Genomic DNA, 15,774 nt, shown 5'->3' on the forward strand with positions numbered 1-15,774 from the left:
AGCTTCACGGAGCGGATGGAGGTACCGGCACGGGGTGCTTGTGCGCCCACACGGAGAGGCGGGTGGTGCCGCGTTCTCCGGCGCCGGTTTGTTGGAGCCGTCTCCCGGCCCGCTGCTTCACAGGGCGTGGGCCGGGAAACGGAGTGGTGGCGCAGGCTGACTGCGTCTGCGGCTCGTGAGGTCCGCTGTGGAGTCGCCCGCTGGGTAGCGACCTCCCCAGGCGAAGCACTGTCCGTCCGGGTGAATGAACTGGCGAGCGGGAGTTTCGCCAGAGTCGTCTTACGGGCACACGTACGTTTCGGTCATCACGGCCGTGTCCGGCCATCGGCATATCCGCGCGGCCTCGCCCCCGGGAAGGTGCAACAGGCAGGGTCCTGCGGTCGGGGCAGGTGGCTTGCGGCTCAACTCCTGCCAATCTCGCGGGGTCTTTCCCACCCTTGACCTCCGAGGAGCGCCAGCACGTCGCGCAGCGTCCTCGCGGTCTGGCGTGCGGCAGTTCGTGAAGGCTGGGTCTCCTGCCCAGCCAGCCTCCGTGCACGAGCGACCACTTCACGAACGACGATGCGTCCCGTGTCCAGCTGGGCTTCGGCCACGTCGGCGAGGGCAGCGAGGAAGCCCTTCAGGGTGGCAACCGTGTGTTTCGTGTCGGCATCGTCCACGTTGTCGTAGTGAACGCTCAGCACATAGTCGATCGTCTGGCGGATGGTGCCGCGCGTGATGTGAACGGGCTCGTCTGACTCCTCGGCCTGCCACCGACGCAGTGCTTCCAGGAGCCGGATTGCCGTGCCGTCGTCGGGTGCGGCATCAGCGATCGTCTCTCGGTCCGGCGCCCGGTGGCTCCAGGCTCGACACGGCCGGCGCGTGCTCAGCTCGACGACGGCACCGCGAAAGGAGGGGCCGTCGAAGGGCATGAGGGAGAAGCTGCGGCCCTGTGCATGTCGCCCCATCAGGCCTACCGCTCCTCTGGAGAAGAGGCATCGGCCATTCGCAGCTCCGCCCAGACCACCTTGCCCCAAGGCTTCCTGTCGTAGCCCCAGCTCGCACTCAGGGTGTCGACCAGGAGGATGCCGCGCCCCTCCTCGGAGCTGTCTTCCGGTCGACGCAATACCGGGACATCCCGGCTCTTGTCGGCCACTCGGATTCGCACCCTTCGACCCTCCCGTGAGATCACCACCAGGATGTCCCGGGAGCGCGTGTGGTTGACGGAGTTGTTCACGAGTTCCGCGACGATCTGCATCCCGGAGCAACCCAACTCCCCTATCCCCCAGGCGTCGAGCGCGGCGGCGACAAGCAGCCGGGCGCGTTTTGCCGAGTCCGCGCGGCACGGGAGGGTTTCGCGGTAGCCCGGCGCACCTGTTGCGGTAAGTCTCACGGCGGCTTTCAGAATCACGGGGTCATCCCTCCCAGGGGCGTTGAGCTTCCTGGCCTGACGGGGGTTCAGTACAAGAGCTCTCCTCCAAGCCACCGACGACACCGACTTCTTTCGGTGCGGCCTTCGGCGACTGCGACGTCAACATCTCCCGCCTCAGCGGGCAGTGGTCGAATCCGCGACTTGAACCTACGGTCGTCGGAGATGGAGTAGGACTGACTGTGGGTACGAGTTAGGCAGCAGCAGAGGCCACAGGGGGCGGCATGGCCGCGAGAGGAGCTGCACGGGGACGTGCAGCAACAGGCACCATCGCGGGGTTTGTGCTGCGCATCGCCCGAGAAAGTGTGCGCCATCCACACAGCACTCAGGCCGGCATGGCCGAAGCGATGGGCATTGATCTTGCGACGTGGCAGGGATGGGAGACAGGCCGCCGGCCACTCGCCAACGTCAAGGCGGGTTCATTACTCGACCTGCGGCGACGCTTGTTGGCCTGCGGCGCCGACACCAACGTCCTGAGCCTGCTCGACGCAGCGATGGACGCCGACAGGATCATCGGCGCCACCATCGCTCCCGCTTCCGACAGGCGACATCCCCTAGCCGACTGGGTGCACACTCGCGAAACGGCACACATGATCAACTGGGCTCTGAACGGCACCACACCGCCGGCCCTGGCTGACCGTTCAACGAAAGCCCGGCGCGGCCCCGTCGCTCGTGCTCCTCTGCTGCCGTCATCCGAACGGGGCCAGTTTTTCGCAACGCTCAGAGAGACCGCCGAGTCCACCGTTCAAATGGGCGATGAAGGAATTCTCCTACATCGGCAGGCCCTCTACCTTTGCTCCTACGACCGGAGCCCGGAGGCAACATCGTGGATGGCGCACGCCTTGCACGCGCGCAGAGATCTCACTGCGTCCCGAGGCTGGACACCGCACTGGGCCGCAGCACGCTCAACAGCAACAGCCCTCGTGCGTCTGGGAGACGATCAGCCCCTTCTCGACTTCATTGATCGTGCGATCGTGGATGACGACGTGGCGGAGACTGCAAACCTGAACTACTGGGCGTACTGGCTCGGCGCCATCCGTGAGCCGCAGCCGAACGACGGCTTCATGCGGGGCCGGCCAACGGACTGGGAACCAGTTCGGCTGCTCCGCGGCCTCGTAAGTGGCCTGTACCAGGCGCCCGGCTACGCGGATCTCTACATCCACTCTCTCTGGGCCTTGCTCACAGCACACCGATGGCTGCCTCTAGCCGCTCCTGATCTGACGAAACAGCTCAGCGCACGGATTGAGCAGCTACTCGGCGACCACCGAATTTCGCCGCGATCAAGGCGGGACCTCAGTTCAGTGCATTACGTTCTACACGAGAATCACACGTAGCACACCGGAGGACGCATCTCATGGCGGACACAGAGCAGGAGCAGGCGAAGGGCACGGCGGGCTTCCTGCTGGAGATGGGGATGCTGAAGCGGGCCAAGCGGTCCGGCTGGTGGATCGCCGGCGTCAAGGACCCCGAGACGATCGCCGAGCACAGCTTCAGGGTCGGTCTCATCGGCTCCGTGCTCGCGATGATGGAGGGCGCCGACCCGGCGAAGACGGCTCTGCTCGGCCTCTGGCATGACACCCAGGAGACCCGCGTCAGCGACATCCCGCACATCGGCCGGCGCTACCTCGAAGCCGCGAGCAACGAGAAGGTCACCGCGGACCAGGTGTCAGCCGCGCACCCGGCGGTGAAGGCTGGAGCGCAGCGGATCGTCGAGGAGTACGAAACCGGTGACTCCCTCGAAGTGATCTGCGCGCATGACGCCGATAAACTTGAATGTCTGATTCAGGCCGTCGAGTACCGCGAACAGGGCTGCGCCAACGTGCAGCCCTGGATCGACAGCAGCATCTCGAAGCTCAAGACGGCCTCGGCCCAAGCACTCGCGGAGGCCGCGTTGCAAATGACCTCGATCGAGTGGCAGAAGACCTACCTGCCCTGAGTCGGAACTGACGCCCCGTATCCCCGGCCCGTGGAGGCACGGCATCTGACTGCTTGAACAGCCACACCCGCGGGGTTGGTCTCGCGGGTATGGCTGTTCCCTGCTATCACCGCCGAACGGCGACGATCTCGACCTCTGCATTCATCGCCCGCAGACGTCGGACCGACTGAAGTAGGGACACCTGGGCGAAGGCGAAGAGAGAGTCCACCGTGATGTCCTGGCCTTCCTTGAGGAGGATGGCGAAGACCACCCGCACCGTGCCGAAGTCGTCGAGGAGTCGGTGGTCTGGCGTGTGGGCGGCGACCTGCGCCAAGAACTTTTTTCGGACTTCCAGGTCGCTGCGCAACGTCTCGACTGCCACAACTCCCTGCGCGAATAGATGGTTGAGGGGTGCAGTGCTAGTGGTCGCCTTCTTGACGCAGATGAGCTGGTTGTCCGGGCCAAGGAGGTCACAGATTTCCAGCCCGCCGCCATTGAACTTGCCGGTGACGACACCCTTCTTATCGAAAAGGACGTAATCGGTCATCTCGGCCGCGCGCTCGTTGTACCAAGCTTCGTCGTGAGTGTCCCGCTTATTCGCGTCCAGCGGCCCTTTCGGCCAGGCCGGAAGGGTGACGGTCGGAGTCTTTGCGAAGAGTTCCCGAAGCTCCTCTTCGAGGGTCTCCAAGAAGCGTTCCCCGACCTCGTACCACTTACCGTGGCCATAGAAGTATCGCTCACCGTTGACGGCCACGTCGGCGATGATCCACTCCCGGCCATTGGTGCTCGACCCAGCCGGCGTCCGGTGGTCGTCATCGCTGTACATCGTCACTCGCACTTCACCAAGCGCCTTCAACCGGTCCCCCTCCCCCTTGTCCCGTACGAAATCCAGAAGGGAGAAGAGGTCTAGATCCATGACCTCTTTGGAACGCGTTCCCTTAGTAAGGCGAAAGGCTTGGGTTGAGCCGAACGCCTCCTGGCAGGACTCCGGCACTCCGAGGGTCAGTCGCGAGCTGGCAGGATCGACGAGCAGCTTCTCCAGGGCGGCCTGAGCTTCTTGCGCTTTGCGGCCCTGGTTGTCCAGCGCATGGAGTCGGGCGACGAACCCCAGTTCCGGCAGCGGTTCTTTCCGAACGCAGATGTCTTCGATGGCACGCAGGTCACTAAGGAAGTCCTCGGGATCAGTGGCTAGGGGAAGCTTGATGGTCGACTCGGCGCACTCGATCTTCACCTGCTGGGTCTTCCTCGAACGCAAGGATGTCAATGGTATGCCGCTGACCGATCCGCATAGTCTCCGGATGATGGTGCCGAACCGGTCGAGTCCGAAGCCATCGATGCGTTCGCCTCGGGCGACGGAGTATTCGTCGACGCGTCCGCGGCCATCCATGATCTGATTGCGGACCTTCAGGACGCCGACTTCGTCGAGGCTTCGGATGGCAAACTCGAGCCCGAACTCGTCATCACGGTAGTACGGGTCGAGCATATGGAATCCGACTCCGTAGCTCAGGGCGTACATACCCCGCGCCGTGCGCATGAGGATGAGGCCGGCGGCGGAGTGATTGCTCTCGTTCACTTCGAGACCGGTAATGCTTGCGGCTGCGGCGCACCAGTCTGCTCGGGGGCGCGGGATACCCCCGGTGATCAACAAGCCCTCAACACCAGGACGAGCGAATTCCTGGAGCTTGTAGCCGTCTCGCTCCAGGTAGTGGGCACGGATGAGGTCGCGCAGCTCGACCTCGCGTCCATCGGGGACCTTGAGCCGGTGCAGAGCTGACTTCCGCGTGCTGGATTTGCGCTTCTTCTGAGCGTTGTTCATTTCGCGACCCCTCCCGACAGTGCTTAGATACGTGCCGTGCTGGTTAGCGCACGCATCCCGAGGAAGACTCTCTGGTTGTGCGGCACCCTCCGCGCCGTCTGCCGTCTGCCCGGAGTCCTCCCCTCTGAGTGACTAAGAGACTCACGAGTGGGCTGTTTAGTTGTCATCTAAGGCTTGTCCCGTAAAGGGACTCATCCCAATCGAGGGTGTAGGTGGGGTCTGAATCCACCTGGTTCAGCAAGCTCCGAGCGATGTAGTTGGTGAGGTCTCGGAAGCCCAGAGCGGAGCCGCGGAGGTGCTCGAGGAGGCGCAGACGCAAGGTGTCACGGTGATGGGACGCGCAGGCGACGTTCGAGATAGATCGCAGTGAAGACTGCGACCTTGGCTCGCAGCGCCCAAGGGTCGAAGGGCTTGCTGATGTAGTCGACCGCGCCGGCGGCGTACCCCCGGGCGGTGTGCTCAGGATCGGTTCCCATGGCGGTGAGGAAGATGATGGGGACGTCGCGGTTGCGGGCACGGCGCTTGATCTGGGCGGCGGTCTCGTAGCCGTCCATCTCCGGCATCTGCACGTCCAAGATGATGACCGCAAAGTCGTCGTGGTCCAGTAAAGCTTTGAGTGCATCCCGGCCGGACCTCACCGTAACGAGCTCCTGGTCGAGCGTTGCCAGCACCGCGGTCATCGCAAGGAGGTTGTCGGACTGATCGTCCACCACGAGAATCTTGGGCATTCGCGTGTCTGTCGCAGTCGGAAGCGCGACGGTCGACATCTCGATCGCTTCAAGCTGCCGCTCCAGCAGCTCGCAACGGGCTTCAGCGTCCGCGCGCTGTTCTCTCACAGTCTGAAGCTCCTCCCCAAGCTGGAACACCTGCTTCTGCAGAGCATCACGCTCTTCCAGCAGCTGGGAAAGGTCGGGGTGAGCCGCCGCAAGCTGGTCGGCTCGGGTGCGTTCTACTTTCCAATCTGCCTCCAACTGTCCCAGCCGCACTTCCAGGTCGGCGATGCGGTGCGTGCGGTCCAGCAGAGCATCGCCCAACACGTCTCCGCGTACGCTGGAGCGCCGGGAGACCCGGTCTGCATCGGCAAGCTGCTCCTCCAAGACCTCCACCGCATGCTTCGGCATCGAAGAAGCGTCGACCGCAGACCTGTAGAGCTCGCGCACGAGTTCCACAGCGTCACTCGTCACCGCAGTGCCTCGATGCTCGGCGAGGTCGGCGAGCAGATCGGTGACGACTCTCCACGGAGGTAACCGCGTGCCGTTGAGGTAGCGCGAGAGCGTACCGGGGTCACGGCGGCGCCGAGCCGCATAGCGACGCACCGACACCTCCAGGCCCTCGAACAGCTCCCGGAGTGCCTGGGCAAGGGCCCGCGACTCCTCCGGAAGATCACTCCCCAGCGGCCGCAATTCACCCACGCTCCGTCCCCTCACCGTGCGGGACCGCCTCAGCCTGGCCTCGTTCGGACTCGGCGACGATGAGCCGGTTGAAGAACGACACCGCCGCGCCTGCTGCAGCGAGCCCGACGAGGACGCTCTGCGGAACACCTTCGCCGGCCGTCCAGGACAGCAACGCCGCGACCGCCCCACCGAGCGCAGCCAGCAGGAACACCAACGTCGTTCTGAGCGATAGCAGGGGCCGATCCACGGCATCTCCATCCATCCGCCCGCGCAGGGCGGGAGGTTTCACCCGTGCAGCCGATTGCCGAACGGTTGGCACACAGCATGGAGGGCGACAGCACCGTTGCATGCCGGGAACGCCCGGGCAGAGCATCGAAGTTGTTCGCTGCCCACGGTCACCCACGTGTGGCACCCGCCCTTTATGCAGCTCACAGCCCTGACGCCCCATGCCGTTGGCGCTGTGTTGCCGCGCAACATGGGCAACGCGAACCTACGTGCGAACCCAGTTCCTCTGTGTCAGTTGACAGAAGGCTCTCCTTCCGTGCTACGCGGGAGATGGTCGCGCGGCCACTGAAGGACTCTGGCAGCGTCAGCGCGGCTCCGAGCGGCCCCGTCGGCAGCAGCCCGAAGAACCATCCGACCCACGTGATGTCCGTCCTGGCAGCGCTGTTGCTGGATCCGCATCGCCACCTCAGGCCGCAGGTAGGCCCAGCGATGATCGACGCTTTGCCCCTCCATGCCGCCATGGCCCCTTTCGGAAGACCTCCGACGACGCATCTCGGAGCCACGGGCCCTCAAGGCCCGCCCCACCTCGCGCCGTAGCCAAATTATCCATCCGAGCCCACATTTGGCGCGGCCGGAAATTCGAGCTACAACAGCACACCCAGCGGGAAGACCCGCCGGAAATTCTCGAAGTGATTGGTGCGGTTTTGGCGACGGTCGTGGACAAGGGAGCCGGCGTTCTCGGCAAGCGATGGCTCGTACGGTACCGGGAGCCCGGTGGACGTAGCGCTCGGCAGCGCGAGAAGTCGTTCGACCGCAAGAAGGATGCGGTGGATTTCGCCACCAAGATGGAGAACGACAAGCGGGAGAACAGCTACGTCGACCCTGCTGCCGGCAAGGTGTCGGTGCGGCGCTACGCGGCCGACTGGCTCACTCTGAAGCCCATGGCTGCCGGCACGGAGGAGTCCTACGAGCGCATCATGCGTCTACACGTCCTCCCGCAGCTGGGGAAGAAGACCATCTCCCAGGTCACCGCGGCCGACGTGGAGGAGCTGTACGCGCTCTGGCGCCGGCAGGGCGCGATGCCCAACACGATAGATTCCCGCCGCATTGCTCTGTCAGGGATGTTCTCTCACGCAGTTCGCCACAAAAGGATCCGTGAGAATCCGGTCAAGCAGGCTGAGAAGCCGGCCAACCCCATCATGCAAGTGGATGAGAGGGCGCTTCCCAGCTTCGATGAGATCTCAGCCCTGGCCAAAGAGATTGGTCCACGCCTGGAGCCTGCTGTGTGGCTCATGGCGTGCTGCGGATTGCGTATCGGAGAGGCGCTGGGAGTCTTTCCAGAGGACATCTTCGAGGGCACGTTGCGTTGCCGGCGGCAGGTTGTGCGTATTAAGAATTCCTCAGGTAAGTACGTTGCCCTCTACGCTCCCTTGAAGCATCGGAAAGAGGGCGAATGGCGCGACATACCGGCCCCCGCCACCCTGGAGCCGCTTGCCGAACGGCTGCCCATTCGGAATCAGGCCGGAGGCATGATCTACCCCGACCTTTTTCGTAAGTCCTGGGACCGAGCACTGAAACGCCTCGGGCTTCCCGACTACAACCCGCACTACCTCCGACACAAATGGGCCACCGTAACCCTGAGCAACAGCGTGCCCATCCACGAGGTGTCCCGTTGGATGGGCCACAGCTCCATCAAGATCACGGTGGACCGGTACGGCCACCTCACCCTCGACGGCAGTGACCGCTGCCGTCAGGTCATCGAGGCCACCTTCGGGGTGCACATGCTCAGCGGATTCCCAGCTCCGCGAGTACCCGGTGCTGAGTTGGTGCTGGCTTAGCCGGGAAGTAGAGGTAACAGACACCTCCCGAACCGCTCCTGACCTGGCCGTTTGCATCGTGGCGCTTGGTGCGCAGCCAAATGTTCTCGAACTGCCGGCGCTTGTACACACGTCGGACCGAGGCGTTGTCGGGTGAGGCCGGGTCGTTGGCGATGATGTCGCCGGACTTGGTGAAGCCGACGACGGTCATCAGGTGGCCGGCGGTGCCGTAGCCCGCGCCGTCGAGTTCGGTCTTGAGGAAGGACTGGGAGGTGATGACGGGGATGCCCGCGTGGATGAGGCGTTCGAGGTCCGTGAGGGAGGTGAGGCGGGTGACGAGGGCCTGCATGTCCCGGTAGGTGGCGGCGTAGGCGGCGTTGAAGGGCCAGTTGCCGCAGCCCTCGTACTGGTGGTCGAAGGTGTGGCGGGCGGCGTGGCAGACCTGGGGGTCGGCGTAGTCGGGGTTGACCCAGGACAGCTGCTCCTTGGTGGGCGCGCGGCCCCAGGACTCGATGATCATCTGGGAGGAGGTGGGGCTGCACCAGGCCTCGCCCCCGTTGTCGTACTCGGGGTACTGGCCCTTGTGGATCTCCTGCGAGTAGTGCGGGACGGCCAGCTCGCGGCCGACCTGGCCGGGCTTCGATGCGGGCACCTCGAAGCGGTCGGGGAGGTCCGAGCCCATGGCGCCGAGCCGCCAGACGGTGGGGGTGAGGGCGGTGCCGGGCCTGCGGTGGAGGGTGACGCGCAGCTCGTACGAGGTCAGGCGGAGGCCGCTCGCGGGGGTGTCGATGGCGAAGGTGTCGGTCGAGATGCTGCTGCGGCCGTCCTTCTGGTCGTCGACGGAGGTGCGCCGGATGTCGGCGTCGCCGTCGCCGGCGGTCCAGCGGCCCATGACGTACCAGGGGGTGCGGCCGCCGTCGGAGTAGGTGCCGCGCAGTTCGACGGCGATCCACGTGCCGGCCGGGGTGTGGGCGTTCCAGGAGGCGACGGCCTCGGTGGCCGGGACCTTGAGGGGGTGTGCCGGGGAGGTCCAGACGGCGTACTCCCAGGCGGTGGTCCGGCCGGTGTGCGGGTCCTTGTAGTCGACGGTGCCGGCCGGGTGGACGAGGCGGATGCCCGGCCGGGAGCCGTGTGCGGGGCCGGTCCCCCGGGCGCGGCCCGCGTTCCAGTCGGCGGTGGTGGTCCAGGCGTGATAGTCCACGAGGCTCTTCGGTCGGCGCGCGGCGGCCTCCGGGGCGGTGGGGGCCGGGGACGCGGGGGGCGTACGGGCGGGGTCGGCGGCCTGCGCCGCGGGGGTGGCGGCGCCCGCCGCGGCGGCGAGTGCGGCTGCCAGGACGGTGCGCCGGGGTGCGGAGCTGGTCATGGAGTGTCCCCCAGTGGGATGCAGAGGTGCGGGTGGGAGAGGTCGGCTGGGCGGCGGGCGGGTGACGGGCGGCGGGGCAGTGGCTCAACTATTGCCCTTCCGGGCGAGCTGCGGAAGGCGGTGCGGGGCGCGTCGCGGCACAAATATTGGTGTGGACCAGTGGCGCCGGAGCGGTGTGCAGCGGCGGCGTACGCTGGCGCGATGGACCATGGCCTCGCCCCGCTCGCCGCCCGGCTGCACGCCGCACCGCCCTCCTGCGGTCCGGTGCGGCTGGTCGCGGTGGACGGGCACGCGGGGTCGGGCAAGAGCACGTTCGCGGACCGGCTGGCCGACGCGCTGGGCGGGGTGCCGGTGGTGCACACCGACGATCTCGCCACCCATGAGGAACTGTTCGCCTGGAGTGAGCGGTTCGGCGCCCAGATCCTCGGGCCGCTGTCCCGGGGCGAGACGGCGCACTACGGCGTCTACGACTGGGTGCGCGGGGAGTTCACGGAGGAGCGTGCGCTGGCGCCCGCACCGCTGGTGCTGGTCGAGGGCGTGGGCGCGGGACGGCGGGCGCTGCGGCCGTTCCTGACGTGCCTGCTGTGGATGGAACTGACGCGCGAGGACTCCTGGGAAAGGGGTCAACTCCGCGACGGGCCGGGGCTCTCCGGGTTCTGGAGTGGCTGGATTCCGGCGGAGCGCGCGCACTTCGCGGCGGATGCTTCGCGCCCGTACGCCGATTTCCTGGTCCACCAGGGGCAGATGGGGTACGAGGTAGTGGTGGGACCTTCCGGAACACCCTGAACGGCCCCCTATTTCACCCTCCGTAGCCGACCGCGGCCGACCCGCCCGGCACCGCCGACAGGGTCCCGCCGAGTACCTCAACTCGGCTTGACCTGGGGGGCGTACAGGACTTACGTTCTCAATGTGCGGTTCAACGGACCGCCCACAGATGCGAAGCCCCCGGTTGTTCCCCCGTGATCGGGGGCTTCGTTCTGTCCAAATGCCGCTCGCGCCGCCGGTCGGGAGCCTCTCTCCCTCACCCAGGGTCACCGCATTCTTCGCGCCGTCACCTCGCGCCCCGCCGTGCGTTCTTGTCCCGCACCGCCCTCTTCGGCGTGCACCGATCCCGCAGGTACCATGCGAGTCCGTGCCACCTCCTGCCTGGGCCCGAGGTGTGCGCGGATACGGTCAACTCCCGTCCGCCGTATGCCGGTTAGGGAGCCGCGGCCGGGCACTCGCCCGGTGCCGCGCGGGGGACGCTTTGTGGGGGGACGGGATGGATTTCGGCACTCAGGGTTCGCCCGCCCCGGCCGAGCTCGCCTGGCTGCGCGCGGTCGACGCCTACACCGTGGGCGCCTATCCGCAGGCCGAGGAGGAGTTCCGGGCCGCGGTACGGCTCGATCCGGCGATGGCCGACGCCTGGCTCGGCCTGCACGCACTGCGCGCGGACACCTCCCTCGCGCTGCTGCGGATGCACCGGCACCGCGACCGCTTCGGTGAGATGCGGGCCCGCCACCGACGCACCCTCAACTCCTGGTACTGGCTGGGCTGGTGGGTCCAGCCGGTGCTGGAGACCGGCCGCGATCTGCTGCTCGCCCACGCCTCCCACTGGCTCGACGGCCGCCATGTCGCCGAGCTGGACCAGGCGCTGGCCGGCTGCCCGCCCGTCGACACCGACCCCCAGGTCCGCTTTCTGCACGCCTGCCGCGCCTACCTCGTCAAGGACTGGGACCAGCTCGTACGGCACACCGAGCCGCTGCTCGCCGATCCGGTGCTGGGCATCGAGGCGGGGCTGTTCGGCGGCATGGCGCGGGTCCGGCTGGAGATGTACGGGCAGGCCGAGCCGCTGCTGGCGGCCGCGCTGATGCGCTGCCGCAGCGAGCAGCCGCAGCGCAAGGAGCTGCGCTACTGGCTCGCCCGCGCCCACGAGGGCACCGGCCGCAGCGCCGCGGCGCTCCCCCTCTACCGCGCCGTGCACCGGGTCGACCCGGCGTTCATGGACACCGCGGCGCGACTCGCCGCCATCGCGGAGGGGGACGGCCTGGACGAGGGAGCCGATCTCGCGACGGTCTCCGCAGCGGGCCTCGGTCAAGGGGCCGGCGGCGATCCGGACCCGCCGGCCCCGCTCGACCCGGTCGACGGCCGGGAGCTGCTGGTGACCGGCGAGGCGGACGGGCCGGACGGCGGTGAGGGCGGCGGCCCGCCCGCCGGGGGCGACGCGGCGGCCCGCATCAAGGCGACGGCCCCGGTGCCGCGCGGCGCGGAACGGCTGCCCGCCGGGCCCGCCGACCCGGTACTGCTGGAGAAGGCGCTGGCGGAGCTGGAGCGGATGGTCGGCATGGAGCCGGTCAAGCGGCAGGTGCGGGCGCTGTCGGCCCAGCTGCGGATGGCGCGGCTGCGGGCGAGCCAGGGGCTGCCGGTGCAGCCGCCCAAGCGGCACTTCGTGTTCTCCGGCCCGTCCGGCACCGGCAAGACCACCGTGGCCCGCATATTGGGGCGGGTCTTCTACGCCCTGGGGCTCCTCGGCGGCGACCATCTCGTGGAGGCCCAGCGGTCGGATCTGGTCGGTGAGTTCCTCGGCCAGACCGCGGTGAAGGCCAATGAGCTGATCGACTCGGCGCTGGGCGGGGTGCTGTTCGTCGACGAGGCGTACAGCCTGTCCAACTCCGGCTACAGCAAGGGCGACGCCTACGGCGACGAGGCGCTGCAGGTGCTGCTCAAGCGGGCCGAGGACAACCGCGACCGGCTGGTGGTCATCCTGGCGGGCTACCCGGAGGGCATGGACCGGCTGCTGGCCGCCAACCCGGGGCTGTCGTCCCGCTTCACCAGCCGCGTCGACTTCCCCAGCTACCGGCCGCTGGAGCTGACCGCCATCGGTGAGGTGCTGGCCGAGGAGAACGGCGACCACTGGGACGAGGAGGCCCGCGACGAGCTGTGCAGCATCAGCGGGCATGTCGTCGAGCAGGGCTGGATCGACGAGCTGGGCAACGGCCGCTTTCTGCGCACCCTCTACGAGAAGAGCTGCGCCTACCGCGATCTGCGGCTCTCCACCTGGCGCGGCACCCCGACCCGCGACGACCTCGCCACGCTCCGGCTGCCGGATCTGATGCAGGCCTACGGCGAGGTCCTCTCCGGCCGCGGCCCGGACACGCCGGGGCGGCCGGAGTTCTGAGCGGCGGCCGGCCGCCCTCGGCTCAGCCTGTCGGCACCCGGTCCTCCGCCGGCAGCGCGGCCTCCTCGCGGGGCTCGCTGACCCGGTCGCCCGCGCGGCCGCGGGGGCGGGCCGCCGGGGCCCGCCGGTGCGCGGGGTCACGGACCTCGCCGACCAGCATCTCCAGCACGTCCTCCAGCGCGACCAGGCCGAGCACCCGGCCGGTGGCGTCGGCGACCGCCGCCAGATGGGAGGCGGCCCGGCGCATCGCCGTCAGCGCGTCGTCCAGGGGCAGCTCGGCGCGCAGCGTGGTCATCGGGTGCCAGATGCGCTGGGGCACCGCGCGGTCCCGTTCCTCCAGGTCGAGGACGTCCTTGACGTGGAGATAGCCCATGTATGCGCCCCCGGGGGCGCATACCGGGAAGCGGGAGTAGCCGGTCCGTACGGTCAGCTCCTCCACCTGGCGGGGGGTCACGGTCGGTTCGACGGTGACCAGTCCCGCCCGGTCGAGGAGGACCTCCGTGACGGGGCGGCTGCCCAGTTCCAGGACGTCCGAGAGCTGTTCCTGTTCGGCCGGCTCCAGCAGGCCCGCCTGCCCCGCGTCCTCCACGAGGTGGGTCAGCTGCTCACTGGTGAAGGCCGCCTCGACCTCGTCCTTCGGCTCCACCCGGAAGATCCGCAGCACTCCGCGGGCGCAGGCCCCGAGCAGCGCGGTGACCGGGCGGCACAGCCGCGCGAAGGCGACCAGACCGGGGCTGAACCACAGGGCGGTCTTCTCCGGCGCGGCCATCGCCAGGTTCTTGGGGACCATCTCGCCGATGACGAGGTGGAGGAAGACCACCAGCGCCAGGGCGATGACATAGCCGAGCGGGTGGACCAGGGCGGCGGGCAGATGCACCGCCTCGAAGAGCGGCTCCAGGAGGTGGGCGACGGTCGGCTCGGCGACCGCGCCCAGCGTCAGCGAGCAGACGGTGATGCCGAACTGCGCGGCGGCCATCATCTGCGGGAGGTTCTCCAGGCCGTGCAGCACCTGCCGGGCCCGGGTGGAGCCCTCGGTCGCCAGCGGCTCGATCTGGCTGCGGCGTACCGAGACCAGGGCGAACTCGGCGCCGACGAAGAAGCCGTTGGTCAGCACGAGCAGCACCGCGAAAAGAAGCTGGACCAGCGTCATCGGGCCACCTCCGCGCCGAGCACGAGGGGCTCACGGCGCGCCCCGGGGGCGGCGGGCGCCACGACGGTCGCGGTCCGTACGATCCTTATCCGCTCGGCGCGGTGGTGCGACACCAGCCGCACCCGCAGCCGCCAGCCGTCGAGTTCCGCGATGTCGCCGGGGGCCGGGATACGGCCGAGTATGTGGGCCACCAGTCCTGCCACCGTCTCGTACGGTCCTTCGGGGGCGTCCAGGCCGATCCGCCGCAGGGTGTCCACCCGGCAGCCGCCGTCGGCGTCCCAGGCGGGGCGGCCTTCCTCGGGCGGGGCCTGGCCCAGCTCGGGCAGGTCCACCCCGTCGTGCTCGTCGCGGACCTCGCCGACCAGCTCCTCGATGATGTCCTCCAGGGTCACCACACCGGCGGTGCCGCCGTACTCGTCGACGACCACCGCGATCGGCTGTTCGCTGCGCAGCCGCTCCAGCAGCGGCTGCACCGGCAGCGTCTCGGGCACCAGCAGCGGTGGTACCGCGATGCGGGCGGCCGGGATGCGCAGCCGGTCGTGCGCGGGGACGGCCAGCGCGTCCTTGAGGTGCACCATGCCGACGATCTCGTCGAGGCGGGTGCGGTAGACGGGGAACCGGGACAGGCCGGTGGCGCGGGTGAGGTTCACCACGTCCTCGGCGGTCGCGGACGCTTGCAGCGCGCTCACCCGCACGCGTGGCGTCATGACGTTCTCCGCCGTCAGATCGCCCAGCGAGAGGGTGCGCACGAAGAGGTCGGCGGTGTCCTGTTCGATGGCGCCGGCGCGGGCGGAGTGCCGGGCGAGCGAGACCAGTTCGCCGGGGGTGCGGGCGGAGGCCAGCTCGTCGGTCGGCTCCACGCCCAGGGCGCGCACCAGGCGGTTGGCGACGGTGTTCAGCAGGGTGATCACCGGGCGGAAGAAGTGGGAGAAGACCCGCTGCGGGCCGGCCACGACCCGGGCGACGGGCAGCGGCTTGGACACCGCCCAGTTCTTGGGGACCAGCTCGCCGATGACCATCTGGACGGCGGAGGCCAGCAGCATGCCGATGACGACGGCGGTGCCGGGGACCGCGCCCTTGGGCAGGCCGGTGGCGAGCAGCGGCCCGGCCAGCAGCTCGGCCAGCGCGGGCTCGGCGAGCATGCCGACGACCAAGGAGGTGATCGTGATGCCCAGTTGGGTGCCGGACAGCTGGAAGGAGAGCTCCCGCAGTGCGGAGACGACGGTGTGGGCGCGGCGGTCGCCGTCGGCCGCGGCGCGTTCGGCGTCCGCCTTCTCGACGGTGACGAGTCCGAACTCGGCGGCGACGAAGAAACCGTTGGCCAGGATCAGGACGACTGCCGCGGCGAGCAGCAGCAGGGGGCCGGTCATGCCGCCGCCTCCGTGGTATGCGGGGGTTGGGGAGGGGCGGCGCAGGTACTACAGGACGATCCGTCCATTGCCGGAGGGAGTCACTCCTCGGGTCGCAGTGGTCCCCTTGAGGGGCGGGGCGCAGGGCGCGCCCCGGAGAACAGAGTAAACAGCGGGGCC

Annotated in this window: 13 protein-coding genes; 5 read left to right on the plus strand and 8 right to left on the minus strand. The window is 68.3% G+C overall.

All coding sequences use genetic code 11. The annotated features are described in order from the left end of the window. Positions 1–401: 401 nt before the first annotated feature. Both ACGFN2_RS13935 and ACGFN2_RS13940 read right to left on the minus strand, forming a co-directional pair. On the minus strand, positions 402–911 hold the full coding sequence (locus ACGFN2_RS13935; protein WP_393360107.1) for a DUF6415 family natural product biosynthesis protein: 510 nt from the start codon (positions 909–911) through the stop codon (positions 402–404). 41 nt (positions 912–952) lie between these two features. After that, the gene (locus ACGFN2_RS13940) at positions 953–1,474 is read right to left on the minus strand and encodes an ATP-binding protein (RefSeq protein ID WP_393360109.1); all 522 of its coding nucleotides are present in this window, start codon (positions 1,472–1,474) and stop codon (positions 953–955) included. Positions 1,475–1,743: 269 nt separating this feature from the next. On the opposite strand from ACGFN2_RS13940, the gene ACGFN2_RS13945 reads away from it, so the two are divergent. Together ACGFN2_RS13945 and ACGFN2_RS13950 are read left to right on the plus strand one after the other, a co-directional pair. After that, positions 1,744–2,742, plus strand: a complete 999-nt coding sequence (locus tag ACGFN2_RS13945) for an XRE family transcriptional regulator (protein ID WP_393360111.1) — start codon at positions 1,744–1,746, stop codon at positions 2,740–2,742. Between the two features lie 20 nt (positions 2,743–2,762). Continuing rightward, positions 2,763–3,344 (plus strand): HD family hydrolase, encoded by a 582-nt coding sequence (locus tag ACGFN2_RS13950; RefSeq protein ID WP_168476661.1) that lies wholly within the window; start codon positions 2,763–2,765, stop codon positions 3,342–3,344. Positions 3,345–3,450: 106 nt separating this feature from the next. Here the strand turns inward: ACGFN2_RS13950 and ACGFN2_RS13955 are convergent, their stop codons facing one another. From ACGFN2_RS13955 to ACGFN2_RS13965, 3 genes are all read right to left on the minus strand, one after another. Beyond that, complete coding sequence (locus tag ACGFN2_RS13955; RefSeq protein ID WP_393360114.1) at positions 3,451–5,139, minus strand: DUF6119 family protein; 1,689 nt, start codon at positions 5,137–5,139, stop codon at positions 3,451–3,453. A gap of 323 nt (positions 5,140–5,462) precedes the next feature. Continuing rightward, positions 5,463–6,551 carry a response regulator gene (locus tag ACGFN2_RS13960; protein ID WP_393360115.1) on the minus strand — a complete coding sequence of 363 codons (1,089 nt, stop codon included), beginning with the start codon at positions 6,549–6,551 and terminating at the stop codon, positions 5,463–5,465. Then, positions 6,544–6,780, minus strand: a complete 237-nt coding sequence (locus ACGFN2_RS13965; RefSeq protein ID WP_393360117.1) for a hypothetical protein — start codon at positions 6,778–6,780, stop codon at positions 6,544–6,546. Before ACGFN2_RS13965 ends, ACGFN2_RS13960 begins: the two co-directional genes overlap by 8 nt. Positions 6,781–7,447: 667 nt before the next feature. Here ACGFN2_RS13965 and ACGFN2_RS13970 point away from each other — a divergent pair. Further along, entirely contained in the window at positions 7,448–8,596 is a 1,149-nt protein-coding gene (locus ACGFN2_RS13970; RefSeq protein WP_393360119.1) for a tyrosine-type recombinase/integrase, read from the plus strand. Here the strand turns inward: ACGFN2_RS13970 and ACGFN2_RS13975 are convergent. Then, positions 8,544–9,938: a peptidase C39 family protein gene (locus ACGFN2_RS13975; protein WP_393360121.1), complete on the minus strand. Its 1,395-nt coding sequence runs from the start codon at positions 9,936–9,938 to the stop codon at positions 8,544–8,546. The two genes, ACGFN2_RS13970 and ACGFN2_RS13975, sit on opposite strands and share 53 nt — an antisense overlap. Positions 9,939–10,139: 201 nt before the next feature. Here ACGFN2_RS13975 and ACGFN2_RS13980 point away from each other — a divergent pair, with 201 nt between their 5' ends. Together ACGFN2_RS13980 and ACGFN2_RS13985 are read left to right on the plus strand one after the other, a co-directional pair. Next, a complete protein-coding gene (locus ACGFN2_RS13980; protein WP_393360123.1) occupies positions 10,140–10,724 on the plus strand; it encodes a uridine kinase in 585 nt (194 codons plus the stop codon). A 475-nt stretch (positions 10,725–11,199) separates the two neighbouring features. Continuing rightward, positions 11,200–13,095 carry an AAA family ATPase gene (locus ACGFN2_RS13985; protein WP_393360125.1) on the plus strand — a complete coding sequence of 632 codons (1,896 nt, stop codon included), beginning with the start codon at positions 11,200–11,202 and terminating at the stop codon, positions 13,093–13,095. Between the two features lie 22 nt (positions 13,096–13,117). On the opposite strand, the gene ACGFN2_RS13990 is transcribed toward ACGFN2_RS13985, so the two are convergent. Next, a complete protein-coding gene (locus ACGFN2_RS13990) occupies positions 13,118–14,245 on the minus strand; it encodes a hemolysin family protein (protein ID WP_393360127.1) in 1,128 nt (375 codons plus the stop codon). Continuing rightward, positions 14,242–15,615 (minus strand): hemolysin family protein, encoded by a 1,374-nt coding sequence (locus tag ACGFN2_RS13995; RefSeq protein ID WP_393360129.1) that lies wholly within the window; start codon positions 15,613–15,615, stop codon positions 14,242–14,244. Before ACGFN2_RS13995 ends, ACGFN2_RS13990 begins: the two co-directional genes overlap by 4 nt. Positions 15,616–15,774: the final 159 nt, after the last annotated feature.

Origin of the sequence: Streptomyces sp. NPDC048612 (assembly GCF_043199295.1) — a bacterium.
Classification (GTDB): domain Bacteria; phylum Actinomycetota; class Actinomycetes; order Streptomycetales; family Streptomycetaceae; genus Streptomyces.